This is a genomic window from Planctomycetota bacterium (genome assembly GCA_026387035.1).
GTDB lineage: Bacteria > Planctomycetota > Phycisphaerae > FEN-1346 > FEN-1346 > JAPLMM01.
The window spans coordinates 21994-40361 of sequence record JAPLMM010000090.1 but is presented as its reverse complement, the minus strand read 5'-3'; the positions used below and the strand labels follow the sequence as shown (position 1 = coordinate 40361).

Annotated in this window: 11 protein-coding genes, 1 tRNA gene and 1 pseudogene; 10 read left to right on the top strand and 3 right to left on the bottom strand. The window is 65.1% G+C overall.

Annotated features, from left to right (window positions below; translation table 11 throughout):
• Positions 1-10: 10 nt before the first annotated feature.
• The 4 genes from NTX40_03220 (at position 11) to NTX40_03205 (ending at position 5030) form a co-directional block, all read left to right on the top strand.
• Entirely contained in the window at positions 11-409 is a 399-nt protein-coding gene (locus NTX40_03220; protein MCX5648096.1) for a DUF523 domain-containing protein, read from the top strand.
• A 183-nt stretch (positions 410-592) separates the two neighbouring features.
• A complete protein-coding gene (locus NTX40_03215; protein ID MCX5648095.1) occupies positions 593-2722 on the top strand; it encodes a cellulase family glycosylhydrolase in 2130 nt (709 codons plus the stop codon).
• Positions 2723-3130: 408 nt separating this feature from the next.
• A tRNA-Arg gene (locus tag NTX40_03210) sits at positions 3131-3207 on the top strand.
• A gap of 74 nt (positions 3208-3281) precedes the next feature.
• Positions 3282-5030 carry an arylsulfatase gene (locus NTX40_03205; protein MCX5648094.1) on the top strand — a complete coding sequence of 583 codons (1749 nt, stop codon included), beginning with the start codon at positions 3282-3284 and terminating at the stop codon, positions 5028-5030.
• 98 nt (positions 5031-5128) lie between these two features.
• On the opposite strand, the gene NTX40_03200 is transcribed toward NTX40_03205, so the two are convergent.
• On the bottom strand, positions 5129-5287 hold the full coding sequence (locus NTX40_03200) for a hypothetical protein (protein MCX5648093.1): 159 nt from the start codon (positions 5285-5287) through the stop codon (positions 5129-5131).
• A gap of 25 nt (positions 5288-5312) precedes the next feature.
• Here NTX40_03200 and NTX40_03195 point away from each other — a divergent pair, with 25 nt between their 5' ends.
• The 5 genes and pseudogenes from NTX40_03195 to NTX40_03175 all read left to right on the top strand — a co-directional run bounded on the left by NTX40_03195 (position 5313) and on the right by NTX40_03175 (position 13339).
• Entirely contained in the window at positions 5313-6401 is a 1089-nt protein-coding gene (locus NTX40_03195; protein MCX5648092.1) for a glycoside hydrolase family 130 protein, read from the top strand.
• Positions 6402-6701: 300 nt separating this feature from the next.
• The gene (locus NTX40_03190) at positions 6702-9014 is read left to right on the top strand and encodes an ABC transporter substrate-binding protein (protein ID MCX5648091.1); all 2313 of its coding nucleotides are present in this window, start codon (positions 6702-6704) and stop codon (positions 9012-9014) included.
• A gap of 3 nt (positions 9015-9017) precedes the next feature.
• Positions 9018-9983 (top strand): annotated as a pseudogene (locus NTX40_03185) (ABC transporter permease).
• Positions 9969-11270: an ABC transporter permease gene (locus tag NTX40_03180; GenBank protein ID MCX5648090.1), complete on the top strand. Its 1302-nt coding sequence runs from the start codon at positions 9969-9971 to the stop codon at positions 11268-11270. Before NTX40_03185 ends, NTX40_03180 begins: the two are co-directional and overlap by 15 nt.
• 2 nt (positions 11271-11272) lie before the next feature.
• Positions 11273-13339, top strand: coding sequence for an ABC transporter ATP-binding protein (locus NTX40_03175; protein MCX5648089.1), 2067 nt, complete (start codon positions 11273-11275; stop codon positions 13337-13339).
• Between the two features lie 49 nt (positions 13340-13388).
• Here NTX40_03175 and NTX40_03170 read toward each other — a convergent pair whose 3' ends face one another.
• A complete protein-coding gene (locus NTX40_03170) occupies positions 13389-15752 on the bottom strand; it encodes a glycyl radical protein (GenBank protein ID MCX5648088.1) in 2364 nt (787 codons plus the stop codon).
• Positions 15753-15756: 4 nt separating this feature from the next.
• A complete protein-coding gene (locus NTX40_03165; protein ID MCX5648087.1) occupies positions 15757-16656 on the bottom strand; it encodes a glycyl-radical enzyme activating protein in 900 nt (299 codons plus the stop codon).
• Positions 16657-16832: 176 nt separating this feature from the next.
• Between NTX40_03165 and NTX40_03160 the strand changes: the two genes are divergently transcribed.
• Positions 16833-18233, top strand: coding sequence for an aminopeptidase P N-terminal domain-containing protein (locus NTX40_03160; GenBank protein ID MCX5648086.1), 1401 nt, complete (start codon positions 16833-16835; stop codon positions 18231-18233).
• Positions 18234-18368 lie beyond the last annotated feature (135 nt).

Here is an 18368-nt window from a genome sequence, read left to right as displayed (position 1 = left end):
CTGCGAGCCGGTGCTCGTGAGCGCGTGCTTCCTGGGCATTCCATGCCGCTGGCACGGCCGGCGCGCCAAGCGGCGCGACGCGCTCCTCGCGCGTCTCAAGAAGAAGTACGTCCTCGTGCCCGTGTGCCCCGAACAATTGGGTGGCATGCCCACGCCCCGAAGCGGCGAGTATCTGCAGGGCGGGACCGGCGCCGATGTGCTTGACGGCAGCCTGCGCATCGTCGACTCGGCGACTGGGCAGGACCTGACGGACTTCCACGTGAGCGGCGCGCGGTACACCCTCGAGATCGCCGAAACGATCGGTGCGCGGCGGGCGTTCCTCAAGGCGGGGAGCCCCTCGTGCGACCGCGAAGGCGTTACCGGCGAACTCCTGCGCCGCGCCGGCGTCGAGGTTACCCGAGTGCCGTGATGCGGCCGGTTTCTCACGGAGGTGGATGTGCCGACTGTTCGCCTCATCGAACGCCGCGGCGCCGCTGCGGAGTTTGACTTCCCTGGGGCGCCCATTTAGACTCATCGCAGCGCCGTTAGGCTGAGTCCGGCGTGTACTGGACCTTGAACGGTTACGAATCATGAATCACGAAAGGATCAAGAGGTGAAGCAACTGATGAGTCTTTTTGTGTTGGCGATGGTCGTTGTCCCGGCTCAGGTCGCTCTGGGGGCCGATTCCTCCGACGCCTCGAAGGGCCCGCCTGCCGACGATTTCAGCACGATGCGCGGGGCCAACTACGTGCCCTCCTATGCCCGCAACGACGTGCAACTCTGGCTGGAATATGATCCGGCGGTGGTCGACCGGGAGCTGGGCTACGCCGCGCGTCTGAAGCTCAACACCGTCCGGGTCTTTCTCCAGTACGCCGTCTACGAGCGAGATCCCAAGCTCTTCCTGGAGCGGCTGGACAACTTCCTTGGCTTATGCGACAAGCATCATATCCGCATGATGCCGGTGCTCTTCGATTCCTGCTTCGGGGACTTCCCCGACCTGGTGAACTACAAGGACAAGAACTGGATGGCCAACCCCGGCCAGAACCGGCTTGGCCGGGAACACTGGCCGAAGTTGGAACAATACGTCCGCGACGTGGTCGGCAGCCACAAGGACGACCGGCGGATCGTGATGTGGGACGTGATGAACGAGCCGACCTGCACCTCGTTCACGAAGCCGCAGGACAAAGAGCTGATCTGGACGTTCTTGCAGCACATGCTCGACTACGTGAAAGAGGTCGATCCAGCCCATCCGCGCACGGTCGGGGTAGAACACACCAGCCTCATCCCGAAAGTGCTCGACAAGATTGAGGTGGTCTCGACGCACAATTACAGACAGGATCTGCGCGAGGACCTGCGTGCCGTCAAGGAGTTAGCCCGCAAACACGGCAAGCCCGTCATCATCAACGAAGTGGCGGGGCGGCCCAAACAGCCGTATTCCTACGTCATGCCGATCCTGGCCGAGGAAAAGGTCGGCTGGTGCTTCTGGGAATTGATGATAGGCCGAACGCAGTTTACGCAGGGCGCAACCCCATACCAGGGCGTGATCTATCCCGATGGCACTTGCTTTGACGCCACGGAAGTGATGCACATCGTCCATCCCGGGCGGACCGGCCTCGATCCGAGGCAAGTGGCTGCCGACGTTGGCCTGCCGCAGCGGCCGAGCCCCTGGAGCATCGAGCGGGCGTGGGCGTGGTACAAGGCCCGCCCCTGGACCGTCGGGATCAACTACCATCCCAGCAATGTGGTGAACACGACCGAACTGTGGTCTGCCGACACCTTCGACGAGGAAACCATCGACCGCGAGTTGGCGCTGGCTGAAAAGACGGGCTTCAATGCCTGTCGGACGAATCTTCAGTACCTCGTCTGGAAGCATGACCCCCAGGGCATGAAGAAACGGATGGAGCGATTCCTGGCGATCGCTGAGAAGCACGGCATCGCGGTGATCTTCGTTCCGTTCGACGACTGCGCTTTCGGCGACCCGCCCACGACCGAGCCGTACCTAGGCAAGCAAAAGGAGCCGGTCCCGGGCATGATCATGTCGAGTTGGACCCCAAGCCCGGGGCTCAAAGCCGTGACGGACCGCGCCGCCTGGCCGGACTTGGAGAAATACGTCAAAGACATCCTGGGGACCTTCGCCCAAGACAAGCGGGTGCTGATGTGGGACCTGTATAACGAGCCGGGAAACAGCGGGATGGGCAACCGCAGCCTGCCGCTGGTTGAGGCAACCTTCGGATGGGCGCGCCAAGCCGATCCAATCCAGCCGCTCAGCATGGGAATCTGGAACGACCGCCTGCGCGACCTGAACCGCGCGATGGCAGAGCGGTCCGACATCATCACGTTTCACGCCTATACGAATTACCAAGGCATGCGCGCGGCGATTGCCCGCCACAAGGCCCATCAGCGCCCCGTGATCTGCACCGAGTGGATGACCCGTCACTCCGGCGCCCGGTGGGAGAGCGATCTGCCGCTGTTCCGCCGGGAGGCGGTGGGCTGCTTCAGTTGGGGCCTGGTCAACGGCCGCATGCAGTGCCAGTTCACCTGGTGGGATAAACGTGGCGCGCCGGAACCGAAACTCTGGTTCTGCGACTTGTACCACAAAAACGGCCGGTCGTACGACCCCAAGGAGATCGAAGCGATTCGCAAGACGACCGCCGACAAGCGAATTGACTTCACGGCCGCCGACTACTCCCGGCCGCAACCTGAAGCCGGGCAGATTCTCGACACCGACCGCCGCATCAAGTAATTATGCAAACACGAGGTGATCCCCATGCGAACACTCCACGTACTGTCGCTGTGCATCTTGGTTTTCACCGTGAAGGCCGAAGCCCAGACCCCGCCTGCGCCCGCGACCCAGTTCGTAACGTGCCAGGGCTTCGCTAAGAAACTGGCGACCCCGGGCTTTACTGGATGGGTGAGAGGTTCGACGAGTGAGCAAGACATTTGGATGCCGACGTGGAACGGCGGTTCGGTAAACCGCGTCTCTAGGGTGTTCGCCCGTGCGACGGAAGTCCCCTGGCAGGAAGGACTTACGAATACGCTTGACCGAGCGGGAGTGTCAGGATACAAGTTTTTTGGCGGCTCAGGCGGTTGGCGTTACGGTTGTCGGCGCGATTGAGCCGTGCGTTCCTAAACACTTGCCACCCAAGCGTTTGCGCCCGTAGCTCAGGAGGATAGAGCGGCGGTTTCCTAAACCGCAGGTCGGGTGTTCGAGTCACCCCGGGCGCACCATCCTAACGCGGGATGCTCTTCGAGAACCTCAGGACCCTGTGCATGGGGTGGCTTTCAGCAAGGATGCTTTGGGGATGAACAGACGCGAGTTTTTGGGGCGTATCGGTTTCGGGGCGATGGGCGCCACGGCCCTGGCGGTCGGAGGCAGCGGGGGCCGGGCCTTGGGGGCGGACGCCGCGACGAAACCCAACGTCATCCTGGTTCTGACCGACGACCAGGGGTACGGCGATCTGTCCTGCCACGGCAACCCGGTCCTCAAGACGCCCAACCTCGACAGGCTCCACGGGGAAAGCGTCCGGTTGACCGACTTCCACGTGGCGCCGATGTGCACGCCGACGCGCGGCCAGTTGCTGTCGGGCCTCGACGCGCTGCGGAACCGGGCCCGGCACGTGTGCGGCGGGCTCGCCATGCTCAGGTCGGACGTGCCGACGATGGCCGACGTCTTCCGCGCCGGCGGCTACCGGACCGGCGTCTTCGGCAAGTGGCACCTCGGCGACCAGTACCCGTACCTCCCCCAGTACCGGGGCTTCGAGGAAACGCTCCACCACAAGTCCTGGGGCATTACGTCGGCCGCGGACTACTGGGGCAATGACTACTTCGACGACACGTACTGGCACAACGGGAGGCTCCAGAAATACGAGGGCTACTGCACCGATGTCTGGTTCCGCGAGGCCGCCCGGTGGATGAAGGCCTGTGCCGCCGGGAACGAGCCGTTCTTCTGCTACCTCCCGACCAACGTGCCGCACACGCCGCTTTTCGTCCCCGAGGCCTACGCCGAACCCTACAAGAAGCCGGGCCTGCCCGCGGCGTTCTTCGGCATGATCGCCAACCTCGACGAGAACATGGGCAAACTCATGGCGATGCTCGACGAGACGGGCCTCGCCCGGAACACCGTCCTCATCTTCATGACCGATAACGGCGGCACGGCCGGCGTCAAGGTGTTCAACGCCGGCATGCGAGGGAGCAAGACGCAACTGTACGATGGCGGCCATCGCGTGCCCTGTTTCGTCCGCTGGCCCGCGGGCGGCCTCCGCAACCCGGGCGACGTGGAGGAACTGACCACCTGCCAGGACCTGCTGCCGACGCTGATCGACCTGTGCAACCTTCGGGCCCCCCAGGACGCGCGGTTCGACGGCGTGAGCCTGGCCGGCCTGCTGCGCGGATCCCAGGATCGGCTGACCGACCGCATGGCGGTCGTCCAGTATCACATGCAGATCCCCAAATGGAACGCGGCGGTGATGTGGAGGAAGTGGCGCCTCGTCAAGGGCGAAGAACTCTACGACATCGCCGCCGACCCCGGCCAGCAGCGCAGCGTGGCCGACCGGCATCCCGACGTCGTCAAGGCCATGCGGGACCACTACGAGCGGTGGTGGGCCGAAGTCGAGCCGATTGCCAACGAGCCCTGCCCGGTTCACATCGGCTCACAAGAGGAGAACCCTGCGGCGTTGACCTGCGCCGAGTGGTACATGACCTACGCGGACAATTTCGGGCACCTCCAGGGCGGAAAGAACTCCTACTGGAACATCCTGGTCGAGCGCGACGGCCGGTACGAGTTCACGCTGACGCGGTGGCCCCCCGAGGCCGACGCCGCCCTGGACGGCCCCGTGACCGGCCCCCCGGGCCGGGGCAAAGCCCTGCCGATCGCCAAGGCCCGCCTGAAGATCGGCCCGTTCGACGAGTCCAGGCCCGTCGCGCCGGGCGACAAGTCCGTCACGTTCACCGTCTCCCTCGAGGCCGGCAGAACGCAACTGCAGACCTGGTTCTACGACGAGGGCGGCAAGGAACTGTGCGGGGCCTACTACGTCCGTGCACGTCGCGGGTAGAGGCGCCGGGGCCCCCTCCGAAACGGCGCGGAGGAAGGAAAAGCAGGATGGGTGTGGACGGGAATCGGAAAACCGGAATCAGTATAGCGTTCCCCGAATTACTTCGGTTCCTTTCGGCACGCGATGTGGTGCAGGCGCTGCCCATGCGAGAGGCCGTGGCCGCCATGAAAGAAGCCTTCCGGCAGATTTCTGTCGGAGAGGTCGTCGCTCCGGCGCGGACGCACATCGAAACGGCGCAGCCGCGGGGCGTTCTTCACCCCTTGATCCTCGGAGGTAGAATCCATGGGCAACCACAACCCGACACGCCGTGATTTTCTAAGAACGGCGGTCGCGGCGACCGCCGCCGTTGCTGTGCCAATCGTTAACCCGTCCTCCGCGTTGGGCAATGCCGACAGGGACGGCTGGGATATGGGGCCCTTTGTCAAACGGAAAGAGCCGATCCTGCAGCCGACGCCGGATTCCAGATTTCAATGCCCCATCCGGGGTAAGGAAGTCCGGTGGGAGGAGCAGAACGTGTACAATCCGGCTGCCGTCGTGCGAAACGGTAAGGTCTATTTGCTCTACCGGGCGGACGACAAGAGCCCGGATCTCAAGTGGGGAAGAACTTGTCGCATAGGTCTGGCCTATAGTGAGGACGGCATAAACTTCACCCGACATGCGAAGCCGGTCCTCTATCCGGACAACGACCCCTGGAAGGAGTACGAGTGGGAGGGTGGTTGCGAGGACCTCCACATCATCGAGGGCGAAGATGGCACTTACTACGTGAACTACACCACCTGGAACGGCAAGCGGGACACCATGTCCGTGGCAACGTCCCGCGATCTATATCACTGGACCAAGCACGGGCCAGCCTTCCGGAAGGGTGCGCCGGAGAAGGTCTATGGATCGCGGAGCGGAGTGGTGGTTTCCCGGCTCCAAGGCAACCGCCTGATCGCCGCGAAGATCAAGGGCAAGAACTGGATGTACTACACGCATCCTTGCGCGCTGGCTTGGAGCGAGAACCTGATCGACTGGACGCCGGCCGGCAAAGCGGTCTGGCCGGGGGGAGGGCGCGAAGCCGGGGCCATCGCTCTGTTGCGTGACGATGGCATCCTGCTGATGACGCAAGGGGGGCACCCTTCGCTCGGCGCCTGGGTGCTTCGCCAGGCCCTGATCGACCGCAACGACCTGACGACCGTGTTGAAACACCAGGACGAGCCGTTCCTCTACCCGGAGCATGACTGGGAGAAGCAGGGATTCATCGGCCGCACAACGGTCTCCAACGGGCTGGTTTACTTCAAGGGCGAATGGCTGCTTTATTACGGTGCCGCTGACCGTGTGATCGGTCTTGCCAACTGCACGAAAAAAGATTGTAACCCCTGTGTGGCCTGAGGCAAGAGGGACGGTAACCTCTGCCCCAACAAGATGTTAGGCGGGAATTACCCCTGGGGTAATTTCCCGCCGGACCTCCGACTTGTCCTGCGTAGCCCAACGGGCGAAGCGGCAAGCCTTGGCGAAGAAGTGTCGTCCGTCGGCTCAGGCCTCGAAGTAGACGCTGGCGGCCTCGCGACCCGGTTCCTGCTTCTCCAGGAAGGCGACGGCCCGGGCGATAGGGTTTGACAGGTGCTTCGCGGGGCGGTACGTGTAAGCGGTGGGAATCTCCCGGAAGCCGGGTTGGCTGCGAGGCCACCAATGAAAGCGGTCAGCATTTTCAACCACGTGATCGGTCCCGTGATGCGCGGGCCTTCCAGTTCGCACACCGCTGGGGCGTTTCACATCGGAGCGATGGCACTCCTGAGAGCGGCGGGTCCTGCGGCGTGCCGGGGTGCGGCACTCCTGGCCCTGCTGGCGGCGGCCGGCTGCAACTCTCCGTACCCCGAGGCCGAAGAGGGGCAGAGCATCCTGTACACCACGTTTATCGAGGAGCCCCGGCACCTGGACCCGGCGCAGGCGTATCCGTTTGACGACGTCGTGATGATGAGCAACGTGCTCGAGCCGCCGCTCGAGTTCCACTACCTGAAGCGTCCCTATGCGCTCGCCCCGCTGACCGCGGCGGATATCCCCCGGCCCGAGCCGCGGAAGGTCGTCTTCCAGGGGAAGACGGTCGATGCGATCGTCTACACGGTGCGCCTGGCGCCCCGCATCCGGTATCAAGACCATCCGTGTTTCGTTGAAGCCAATCGCCGCCTCACTGAGAACGACGTGCGGAACGTCCGGACGGTCTGGGACATTCAACCAGCCGCCACGCGCGAACTCGCGGCGGGCGATTACGTGTACGCCATCCGCAGGTTGGCCGATCCGAGGCTTGCGTGCCCCATCCTCAGCGTGCTGGCGGACTACCTGCTGGGCATGCGGGAATACCAGGAATCATTGCGGCTCGCGCTGGAGCGCGAGCGCTTGGCGCGCCAAGCCGCCGCAGGACGCTTCTACAACCAGGAGCAGGACGAACGCTATAATCCCATCCGTCTGGATGACGCGGGCGCAGCGGATTCATTTCCTTTTGTGCGCGAGGTGGACCCGTACACGTTCGAGGTGGTCCTCAGGCACCCGTACCCGCAGATTCTTTACTGGATGGCCATGCCCTTTTTCTCGCCGGTTCCACCCGAGGCGGTTGAGTTTTTTGACCAGCGGGTGCTTCTGGAGCGCAGCATCGTCTTCGACAAGAACCTTGTCGGCACCGGGCCGTATGTCCTTCGCGAATTCGACCCGACCAACCAGATCGTCTTCGAGCGGAATTCGAACTTCCGCGACGAACGCTACCCGGACCTGCCGAAGCCCGCCGAGGGCGACGCGCAGGGCCGCCGGGCTTACGACGAGATGGCGTCGGCGGGAATGCTCGAGGACGTCGGCCGGCGCCTGCCCATGGCCGACCGCGTCGTGATGCGGCTGGAGAAGGAACTGATCCCGCTGTGGAACAAGTTTCAGCAGGGCTACTACGATGTTCTCACGATCACCAGCGATGTGTTCAATCAGGCCGTCACGCTCACGATCCGCGGAGACCTCTCGCTCTCGGACGAGATGGCCGCGCGCGGCATCCGGCTGGTGACCTCGTATCCGTGCCATACCTACTACCTGGGGTTCAACATGGACGACGCCGTCGTCGGCGGATACGCTCCCGAGCAACGTAAATTGAGGCAGGCGATCAGCATGGCCTTCGACTCTGAAGAGGAGATCACCATCTTCGCCAACGGCCAGGGGATTCCCGCGCAGGGCCCTATCCCGCTGGGTATCTTCGGGCACCGGGAAGGCCGGGAGGGGATCAATCCGGTCGTCTACCGGTGGGATGAAAAGCGCCAGGGTGCCGTCCGCCGCCCGCTGGAGGAGGCGAAAAGACTCCTCGCGGAGGCCGGTTATCCCAACGGGTTCGGCCCTGGCGGGCAGCGTCTGGTCATCCGTTTTGCCGCAACGGAACCCACGCCCGAGAGCAGGACCTTGCTCACGTTCTTCAAGAAGCAGTTTGACAAACTGGGCATCGGCCTTGACATCCAGGTTACCGACTTCAACCGGTTCCAGGAGAAGGTCCGCTCGGGGAACTTTCAGGCCCTGGCCTGGGGCTGGATCGCGGATTACCCCGACCCCGAGACGTTCCTGGCCCTTTTGTACGGGCCCAACGGGAAGGTGGCCTCCGGCGGCGAAAACGTCACCAATTACCGCAGCGAGCGTTTCGACGCCCTTTTCGCCAGGATGCGAAGCATGGAGAACACGCCGGAGCGGCTGGCGATCATCGACGAGATGGTCGGCATCCTCCGCGAAGATGCCCCGTGGATCTTCCGCTACGAGCCTATGACAATGGAACTCTACCACGGTTGGCTCAAAAACGCCTACCCGCACGCGGTGGCGTTGAACAAGGCGAAGTACCGCCGCATTGATGCGGCCGCACGCACCGCTTACCGCCGCGAGCACAACCGGCCCGAGTGGTGGCCGGTGATCGGGCTCATGGGGGCGCTTCTGCTTGCCAGCCTGCCGGCCTTGCGGGCGGCCGCCAGATGCCTGAGGGAGGCGTAGAGGATGGTCGCGTATCTCATACGCCGATTGCTGTACGCCGTGCCGATTGTCCTGGGCATCGTTGTCATCACCTTCCTGCTGTTCTTCGTCGCCAACAAACCCGAGGACATGGCCCGCAAGACCCTCGGCCAGAAGGCCACGCCGGAGGCGGTTGCGGCGTGGGTCCGCGCCCACGGCTATGACTTGCCGGTGTTTTTCAACGCACAGGAACAAGGCCTCCCCCAAATCACCTCTACGTTGCTTTTTCGGAAATGCGCCAGGCTCGTGGTATTCGACCTGGGACGGTCGGACGTGACGGACCGCGATATCGGCCAGGAGATCCGCCGCCGCATGGGGCCGAGCCTGGCCATTGCGGTCCCCACGTTTGTCCTCGGCATGGCGATTTACATCACCACGGCCCTCATCATTGCGCTCTGCCGGGGGGCGTACCTTGACCGCTGGGGCACGGTTGCGTGCGTGCTCCTGATGTCGATTTCGACGTTGTTCTACATCATCGGCGGGCAGTTTGTCTTCGCCAAGTGGCTGCGGCTGTTCCCGATCTCCGGCTTCGATTGGGGTGCGTCCTCGGCAAAGTTCGTCTTCCTCCCGGTCATCATCGGCGTGGTGGCGGGAATCGGCGGGTCGGTCCGCTACTACCGCACGATTATTCTGGAGGAGATCGAGAAGGACTACGTGAGGACCGCCCGCGCCAAGGGCCTCGGTGAAGGCGCCGTGCTCTTCCGCCATGTCCTCAAGAACGCGATGATTCCCATCCTCACGAACGCCGTGATGGTCATCCCGTTTCTCTTCCTGGGAAGCCTCCTGATGGAGTCGTTCTTCTCGATCCCCGGCCTGGGCAGCATGACGATGGAGGCCATCCACGCCCAGGACTTCGCGGTCATCCGGTCGATGACCTTCATCGGGGCGATCCTCTATATCGCGGGCCTCCTGATGACGGACTTCAGTTACACCCTCGTGGATCCGCGCATCACGCTGGGCGCCGGCGACACGCGGAGCCTCTACGGCCGCCCGTCCTGGCGCGACGTCGCGAAAATCCTTGGCGCCCTCCTGCTCCTGGCGGCGGGCGCCCTCGGAATTTGGCGCGCGGCGGTGGCGCTCAGAGCGACCCCGGGGCTGCGCACGGTGATCTTCAGCAACGGCATACTCGCCGCCACGCTGGGGGCGTTCGCGGCGTTCCTCCTTTACGCACGCGGGAGCGAACTCTGGCGGAGCGCCTGGCGCCAAGTCGGCCGGAATCGTCTTGCGAAGGTGTCGCTGGCGGTCCTTGGCGTGTACATCCTCATCGCGGCGCTGGACAGCGTAACGTGGCGCGACGTGGAGCGCCCGGCCGGAAACAGCGCTGATGGAACCACGGCGACCGCGACCGTGCTCTCGGAGCCGCGCTCCGTGCTCGACCGCATCTGCGCGCCGCTATCCGAAAAACAGGAGAAGACCTATTCGGAGCCGCTCGCGGCCAGGCTCTTCACGAAGGAGACGCTCCAGGAGGAGGTTGACGGCCGGATCGTCCGCCGCCACGACTACCCGCCTTTGAATTACCCCGGCTGGCACCTCTTCGGAACCGACAAGGTCGGGCAGGACGTCTTCACCATGACCCTCAAGAGCGTCCGCACGGGACTGGTCGTCGGCGGTCTGACGACGCTCATTGCCATCCCGTTCGCCATTTTTTTCGGCGTGCTGGCGGGCTTCTTCGGCGGCTGGATCGACGATGCGGTCCAGTTCCTCTACACCACGCTGTCGTCGATCCCGTGGATTCTCCTGGTGGTCTGTTTCATGCTGGTCTTCTCAGAGGCCAGCAACAGCGACGAGCGCCTGCCGCTGCTGTGCGTCGTGATGGGCCTGACGGGCTGGGTCGGCTTATGCCGGGTGCTCAGGGGCGAAACGCTCAAACTGCGCGAGAAGGAGTACGTTCAGGCGGCCCTCGCGCTGGGGGTCTCGCGATTCCGCGTGCTCGCCCGGCACGTGATCCCGAACCTGATGCACCTCGTGCTGATCACCGTCGTGCTGCGGTTCAGCGACCTGATCCTTGCCGAGGCGGTCCTGAGTTACATCGGCGTGGGCGTCGGGCACGACACCTCCAGTTGGGGCTCGATGATCAACCAGGCCCGGGGCGAACTCGGACGCGACCCGGTCATCTGGTGGAACCTGGCGGCGGCGTTCGTGGCCATGTTCGCGCTCGTGCTGCCGGCCAACCTGTTCGGCGATGCGCTTCGGGACGCTTTGGACCCCAGCCTGCGCATCCGCGGAGAGAGGGACTAACCGTGGCCTTGCTTGAAGTCAGGGATCTGCGGACGTACTTCCGCACCACCGGCCAGCCCCGGAAGGTGATCGACGGCGTTTCGTTTGCCATCGAGAGCCGAAAGACGCTCGGTCTCGTCGGGGAGTCGGGCTGCGGCAAGTCGCTGACCGCCCTCTCGGTCATGCAACTCATTCCGCGGCCGGGCTACGTGGCGGGCGGGGAGATCCTCTTGGGGGGCCGCGATGTCACGCGTATGTCCGGGCCCGAGAAACGCGGCGTCCGCGGACGCCACATGGCGATGGTTTTCCAGGAACCGATGACCAGCCTGAATCCCGTGCTGTCCATCAAGACGCAACTCCTGGAGGCCATCCGGCACGGGCGGCCGGAAGGCGTGCGGCAATCATCGGCCTTCGCTCGCGGACGAGGGGCCCAGATCAAGGAGGCCGTCGAGGCATTGCGGCTGACGGACATGCCGGACCCGCTCCAACGGCTCTCGCAGTACCCGCATCAACTCTCGGGCGGGATGCGGCAGCGGGTCATGATCGCCATGGCGCTTGCGTGCCGGCCGGAGTTGCTCATCGCCGACGAGCCGACCACGGCGCTTGATGTGACCGTGGAGGCGAAAATCCTGGACCTCCTGCGGGACCTCCAGCGCAGACTCGGAACGGCCATCCTCTTCATCACGCACGACCTGGCGGTCGTGTCGGAGATGGCGCACCGCGTGGCCGTCATGTATGCCGGGAAGATCGTGGAAATGGCCCCCACGGACTCCCTCTTCGCCCGGCCATGCCATCCCTACACCGAGTTGCTGCTGCGGTGCCGGCCCAGTCGGGCCCAGCGGGGGCGGCAACTCCAGACCATCCAGGGCACGGTGCCTGACCCAAAGGACTACGCGCCCGGCTGCCGGTTCTCAGACCGTTGCCCGCACGCGTTCGGGCCGTGCCGGGACCTTGAGCCGCGCCCCCAAGAGATCGAGCCCGGCCACGCGGTCGCCTGCCACCTGTACGCCGGGCCCATCGCGCCGCCGGTTACGGTTTCGCCGCCGGCATCCCAGGAATCTGCCGAGGCCCGAGCGCCGGCGGACGCCTCGCGGCGATGCGGGGACGGCCTGCTTCTGGAGGCCCGCCAGGTCGTGAAGCACTTTCCGATCCGCAAAGGGGTCTTCCAGCGGGTCGTCGGGCACGTCAAGGCCGTCGACGGCGTGGACCTTGCCATCCGCCGCGGAACCACGCTCGCGCTGGTCGGGGAGTCCGGCTGCGGCAAGACGACGCTGGGCAAGACCCTCATCCGCCTGCTCCCGGCGACCTCGGGCACCGTGCGATTGGGCGGACGCGAGGTCACGGCGCTGGATGACGAAGCGCTGCGGCAGTTCCGCCGCGAGGCCCAGATCGTGTTCCAGGACCCGTACTCCTCACTCAACCCGCGGATGACGGTCCAGGCTATTGTCGAGGAAGGGATGCTGGTCCACGGCATCGGGCGCAGCCGCGAGGAGCGCCGCGACCGGACGAGGAGGATCCTGGAGGGCGTGGGCCTCAAGGCCGATGCGCTGGGCTGCTACCCGCACGAATTTTCGGGCGGCCAGCGCCAGCGGATCGGCATCGCGCGGGCCCTCGCGGTCGAGCCCAAGTTCCTGGTCCTCGACGAACCTGCCAGCGCCCTGGACGTCTCAATCCAGGCACAGATCCTGAACCTTCTGAGGCGGCTCCAGGGCGCGGGAAGCGAGCGGCTCACGTACCTTTTCATCACGCACGATCTCGGCATCGTCGAATACATGGCGGACGAGGTGGCGGTGATGTACCTCGGGCGGATCGTCGAGCGGAGCCCGGCGGAAAGTCTTTTCGACGAGCCCTGCCACCCGTACACGCGGGCCCTGCTCTCGGCGATTCCCGGGCAGGAGACGCCGGGGCGCGGCGGGCGGATCCGCCTGGAGGGCGATGTGCCGTCGCCGAGCCGCCCGCCCCCCGGGTGCCACTTCCACCTCCGCTGCCCGGAGGGGATGCCCGTCTGCCGGGAACTCTACCCGGGCGAGACCGATCTCGGCGGGGGCCGGATGGTGCGATGCCACCTGTACGGCGACAAGGAGTCATGAAGCGGCATCTTCGTGGCCGAGAAGGGCGCGGGGCGGATTGTCGTTGGCGCTACGCCATCGCCCCGTGCTCCGTCCGCGAAATGATCTCCTCCTGGAGTTCCCGCGCCAGGTCGCAGAAGTAGTCGCTGTAACCCGCCACGCGGATGATGAGGTCCCGGTAGGCCTCCGGCTCCGCCTGGGCCTTGCGGAGCGTCTCGGCCCGCACCACGTTGAACTGGACGTGGTGGCCGTTCATCCTGAAGTAGGCCCGGACCATGTGCCCGAGTTTCACGATTCTGTCCTCGTCGGCCAGGAGGTCCGGCGTGAACTTCATGTTCAAGAGCGCCCCGCCTGTCTTGATGTGATCCATCTTGGCCGCCGACTTGAAAACGGCCGTGGGGCCGTGCCGGTCCGCGCCCTGAACGGGCGAGATCCCCTCCGACAGCGGGAGCCCCGCCTTGCGGCCGTCCGGCATCGCGCCCGTGACGGAACCGAAGTAGACGTGGCTCGTGGTCGGGAGCATTTCGACGCGGTACCGGCCGCCCTTGGTGTTGGGCCGCCCGTCGACCTCCTCGAAGAGGCTCTCGAAGGCCTGGACCGCAAGGTCGTCCGCGTAATCGTCGTCGTTGCCGTACTTGTGGGTGCGGTTGACGAGGCGCTGGCGGAGGATCTCATTGCCCTCGAAGTTCGCATCGAGCGCCTTCACGAGATCGCCGAGCGGCATGGCCTTGTCATCGAAGACCATCTGCTTGACGGCCGCCAGGCAGTCCGTCAGGCTGCCAATCCCCACGAACTGGATATAGGTGTTGTTGTACCGCGCGCCGCCGGCGTTGTAGTCCTTGCCCTTGCGGATGCAGTCATCGGTGATGACTGAAAGGAAGGGCGCCGGCATCCACGTGGCATACATCTGTTCGATGACCTGGTTGCCCCGGATCTTGACCTCGATGAAGTGGTGGAGTTGCTTGCGGAACGCGGCGAAGAGGGCGTCGAACGAGGCGAACGACCCCGGCGCCCCCGTCCGAAGGCCCAACGGCTTTCCAGTGCGCGGGTCGAGCCCGTCGTGAAGCGCGAGTTCCAGGATCTTCACGAGGTTGAAGTACCCTGTGAGGATGTACGCCTCCTTGCCGAAGGCGCCGGTTTCCACGCATCCGCTGCACCCGCCGGCCCGGGCGTCCTCCAGAGTCTTGCCCTGCCGCAACTGCTCCTTGATGACGGCGTCGGTGTTGAAGATCGACGGGAAGCCGTAGCCCTTCCGGATGACGCACAGGGCGCGGTGGAGGAGGGCGTCGGGGGTTTTGCGCGCGAGTTGCAGGTTGCTGCTGGGCTGCACGAGGTGCATCTCGTCGACGATGTCCAGCAGGAGGTGGGAGATCTCGCTGGAGCCGTCCGAGCCGTCCGCCAGGAGCCCGCCGATGTTGATGTTGGCGAAGTCCGTGTACGTGCCGCTCTCGGCCGCCGTCACGCCCACCTTGGGCGGGGCAGGATGGTTGTTGAACTTGACGAAGAACGCCTCCAGGAGTTCCCGCGCCCTCTCGGGCGTGAGCGTCCCGTCCTCCAGGCCCTTGCGGTAGAAGGGCAGGAGGTGCTGGTCGAGGTGACCGGGACTGAACGAGTCCCAGCCGTTCAGTTCCGTGATGACCGCCAGGTGGCAGAACCAGTAGTACTGCAGGGCCTCGTGGAAATTGCGAGGCGCGTGGGCCGGGACGTGCGTGCACACGTCGGCGACCTTTTCGAGTTCCGCCTTTCGCACCGGGTTGGACTCGCGAGCGGCCTGCTCGCGGGCGAGCGCCGCATGGCGCCGGGCGAAGAGGAGGACGGCATCGCAGGCGATGTTCATCGCCAGCAACTGCTCGCGCTTCGCCCAGGCCTCAGGATCGCCGAGAAAGTCGATCGCGGCAATCGCGCCGGCGATGTCACGCTGGAAGTCCAGCATCCCCTTGCGGTAGATTTTGTCGTCGAGGACCGTGTGGCCGGGGGCCCGCTGTTCCATGAACTCCGTGAAGATGCCCGCGTCGTAGGCGGCCCGCCACTCCTCCGACATCGCCTGGAAGAGCCGGTCCCGCATGCTGCGGCCGCGCCAGTAGGGGATGATGGTTTTCTGGTAGACCTTCACGCACTCGTCGGAGACGGCATAACTGGTCTTGGGGCGCGAGTTGAGGATCCTGAGGTCCTCGAGGCTGTGGCAGGTCAGTTCCGGGTACGTCGGCACGGCCTTGGGCTGCGGCCCGCGTTCGCCAACGATGAGTTCATCCTCGCCCAGGTAGATCGTTTTGTGCCTGCACAGGTGATGGAAGCACTGCGCCCGCATGACCGGCGCGGAGAACCTGCCCTCGTTGGCCTGATAGAACCCGGTCACGAGGACCGCTCGCTCCTCGGCGATGCAGGGCTTCGCGTCGAGGCTCGCCTGCCGCAGCCTGGCTGTCCGGTCTGTCATGACGCTACCCGCCTATCTTGACGTTGAGACCATGGCCTCGGAACTTCGCCGCCACATCCTCCATGTGCTCCGGCGACGGCGGCGCAATCTTCTCAAGCCGATACGCCTTGCCCACGCGCGGGGACTTGTAGGCCCCCGCCTCGTGATACGGAAGCAAGTTTACCTGGCGCACGCCCGATAGGGAAGACGCGCACCGCGCTAACGCCTCCAGATGGTCGGCGCTGTCGTTGATGCCCGGAATGATGGGTACGCGGATCCAGATGTTCTCGTGGACCCGGCCCAAGGCCCGCAGGTTGTCCAGGATGCAGGCGCTCGACGCGCCGGTGTACCGGACGTGCGATGCCTCGTCCATGAACTTGAGGTCGTAGAGGAAAAGGTCCGCCAGCGGCGCGATGGCCAGAAGGTCTTCCTTCGGGGCGAAACCGCAGGTGTCCACGGCCGTGTGGAGACCTGCGCTGCGGCAGGCCGCGAGGACGGCCTTCAGGAACCCCGGCTGGAGGAGCGGCTCTCCGCCGGAGAAGGTCACGCCGCCGCCGGACTCCTCGTAAAACACGCGGTCCTTGAGGACCTCGGCGACCACGTCCGCCACCGTCATGGGCCGGCCCACCATCTGCCGCGCGCCCGTCGGGCAGGCCGTGACGCAGGCGCCGCACCGGACGCATCGCCGATTGCCGTCCGGAGTCTTCGGTGCGCCGGCGCCTTCTTGCGGACAGGCCTTCCGGCACTCGCCGCAGCGCATGCAACGGCCCTCGATGACGACGATCTCGGCCTCGGGGTCCTGGCTTTCGGGGTTGTGGCACCACCAGCAGTCCATGGGGCACCCTTTCAGGAACACGGTCGTCCGAATCCCGGGACCGTCCTGGATGGAATACCGCTGGATGTTGAAAACGAGGCCGGTTTCCATAAACGTCCCCTCTTGGCGGCCGCGCAAGCGGCGGCCACGGGGGTATTATATACTCCTCGTGCTGCGCCGACAATCGATTTGGTGTCCGCAGGGTTCCGCACGGTGGTACAATACGCTGCCGCAACGGACCGCACGGCTTGTTGCGTGAATTGCGGCGATTGGAGAAAGGACGAGAGATGGCCCGCCGATTCCCATCGATTGAGCCGCACCGCATCGCCCGCGCGGGCGACGCGCCGGAGCGTTCGCTGTTCCAGGCCGATTTCCCGCCGGAAGAGTTTAGGGCGCGGCGGGCGAAGATCTTCGACGCCATCGGCCCCGGGGCACACGCGCTCCTGCAGGGCGCTCCGCCCGTCCGCGGTTTCGAGGTCTTCCGGCAGACGAATGAGTTCTACTACTGCTGTGGCGTGGAAGTGCCGCAGGCGTACCTGCTTCTTTCGGGAGCGAATCGAACCACGGCACTCTATCTTCCGCATCGTCCGGAGCGAGCGGGCGCCGAGGGTGCGGCACTCGCCGCGGAAGACGCTGACCTCATCCGACGATTCACCGGCGTCGACGCGGTCTATGGGAGCGAGTTGCTCGCCGAGCACCTCAAGGCGGCATCCGCACTTTACACGCCGCACGCTCCGGCCGAGGGCCCGAAGGGCAGCCGCGACGAACTGATCCGGTCGGACAAACTCGTAGCCGCCGACCCGTGGGACGAACGGCCGAGCCGCGAGCAGTATCTCATCGGCCTCGTGCGGTCGCGGCTGCCGGCGGTCGAGATCCGCGACCTGTCGCCGATTCTGGATACGTTGCGTGCGATCAAGAGCCCGCGCGAGATCGACCTCCTGCGACGGGCGGGCCTCTTGTCCGCGATGGCGGTGACAGAAGCGATGCGGGCGACGAGGCCGGGCGTTGTCGAGTGCCATTTGGGCGCAATCGCCGACCGCGTTTACCTGGCCCACGGGGCGCAGGGGCTTGGGTATCGGCACATTATCGCCGGCGGCGCGAACGCGTGGAACGCCCATTACTTCCGCAACAACTGCGAGTTGGCCGACGGCGACCTCGTCCTCGTGGACACCGCCCCCGACTACGGGTACTACACGAGCGACATCGGCCGCATGTGCCCGGTCAACGGGACTTACGCGCCCAGGCAGCGTGAACTTTATGGGTTCATGGTGGAGTATCATAAGGTGCTGCTGCGCCGCATTCGGCCCGGCGCCACCGCGGACCAGGTCCTGGCCGAGGCCGCGGCCGAGATGGTCGACGTGATCGGCAGGACGCGGTTCTCGAAACCGATCTACGAGAGTGCCGCGCGGCGGACCCTTGAGTTCAAGGGCCACCTCTCGCACGCCGTCGGCATGGCCGTCCATGATGTGGGGGATTACCACGCGGGGCCGCTGCGCCCGGGCGTTGTTTTTGCCGTTGATCCGCAGATGTGGGTGCCCGAAGAGAAGCTCTATATCCGCGTCGAGGACACGGTGGCCGTCACCGAAAGCGGCATCGAAAATCTCACCGCCGCTGCGCCGCTGGAATTGAAGGATATCGAGGCCGTCATGCGGGAGAAAAGAACGTTTCCCGTGGCGGGTTGTGGCTAGAACAGGTTTCCTGAACCGCAGGTCGCCTGTTCGAGTCGCCCGCGAGCACGACCACCCCCTTGGAGAATTGCCGGCGGTTCATGGGGAACCTCCTTTGGATGACACGCTCAATGTGCTCGCGCCGCGGGCCAAGTT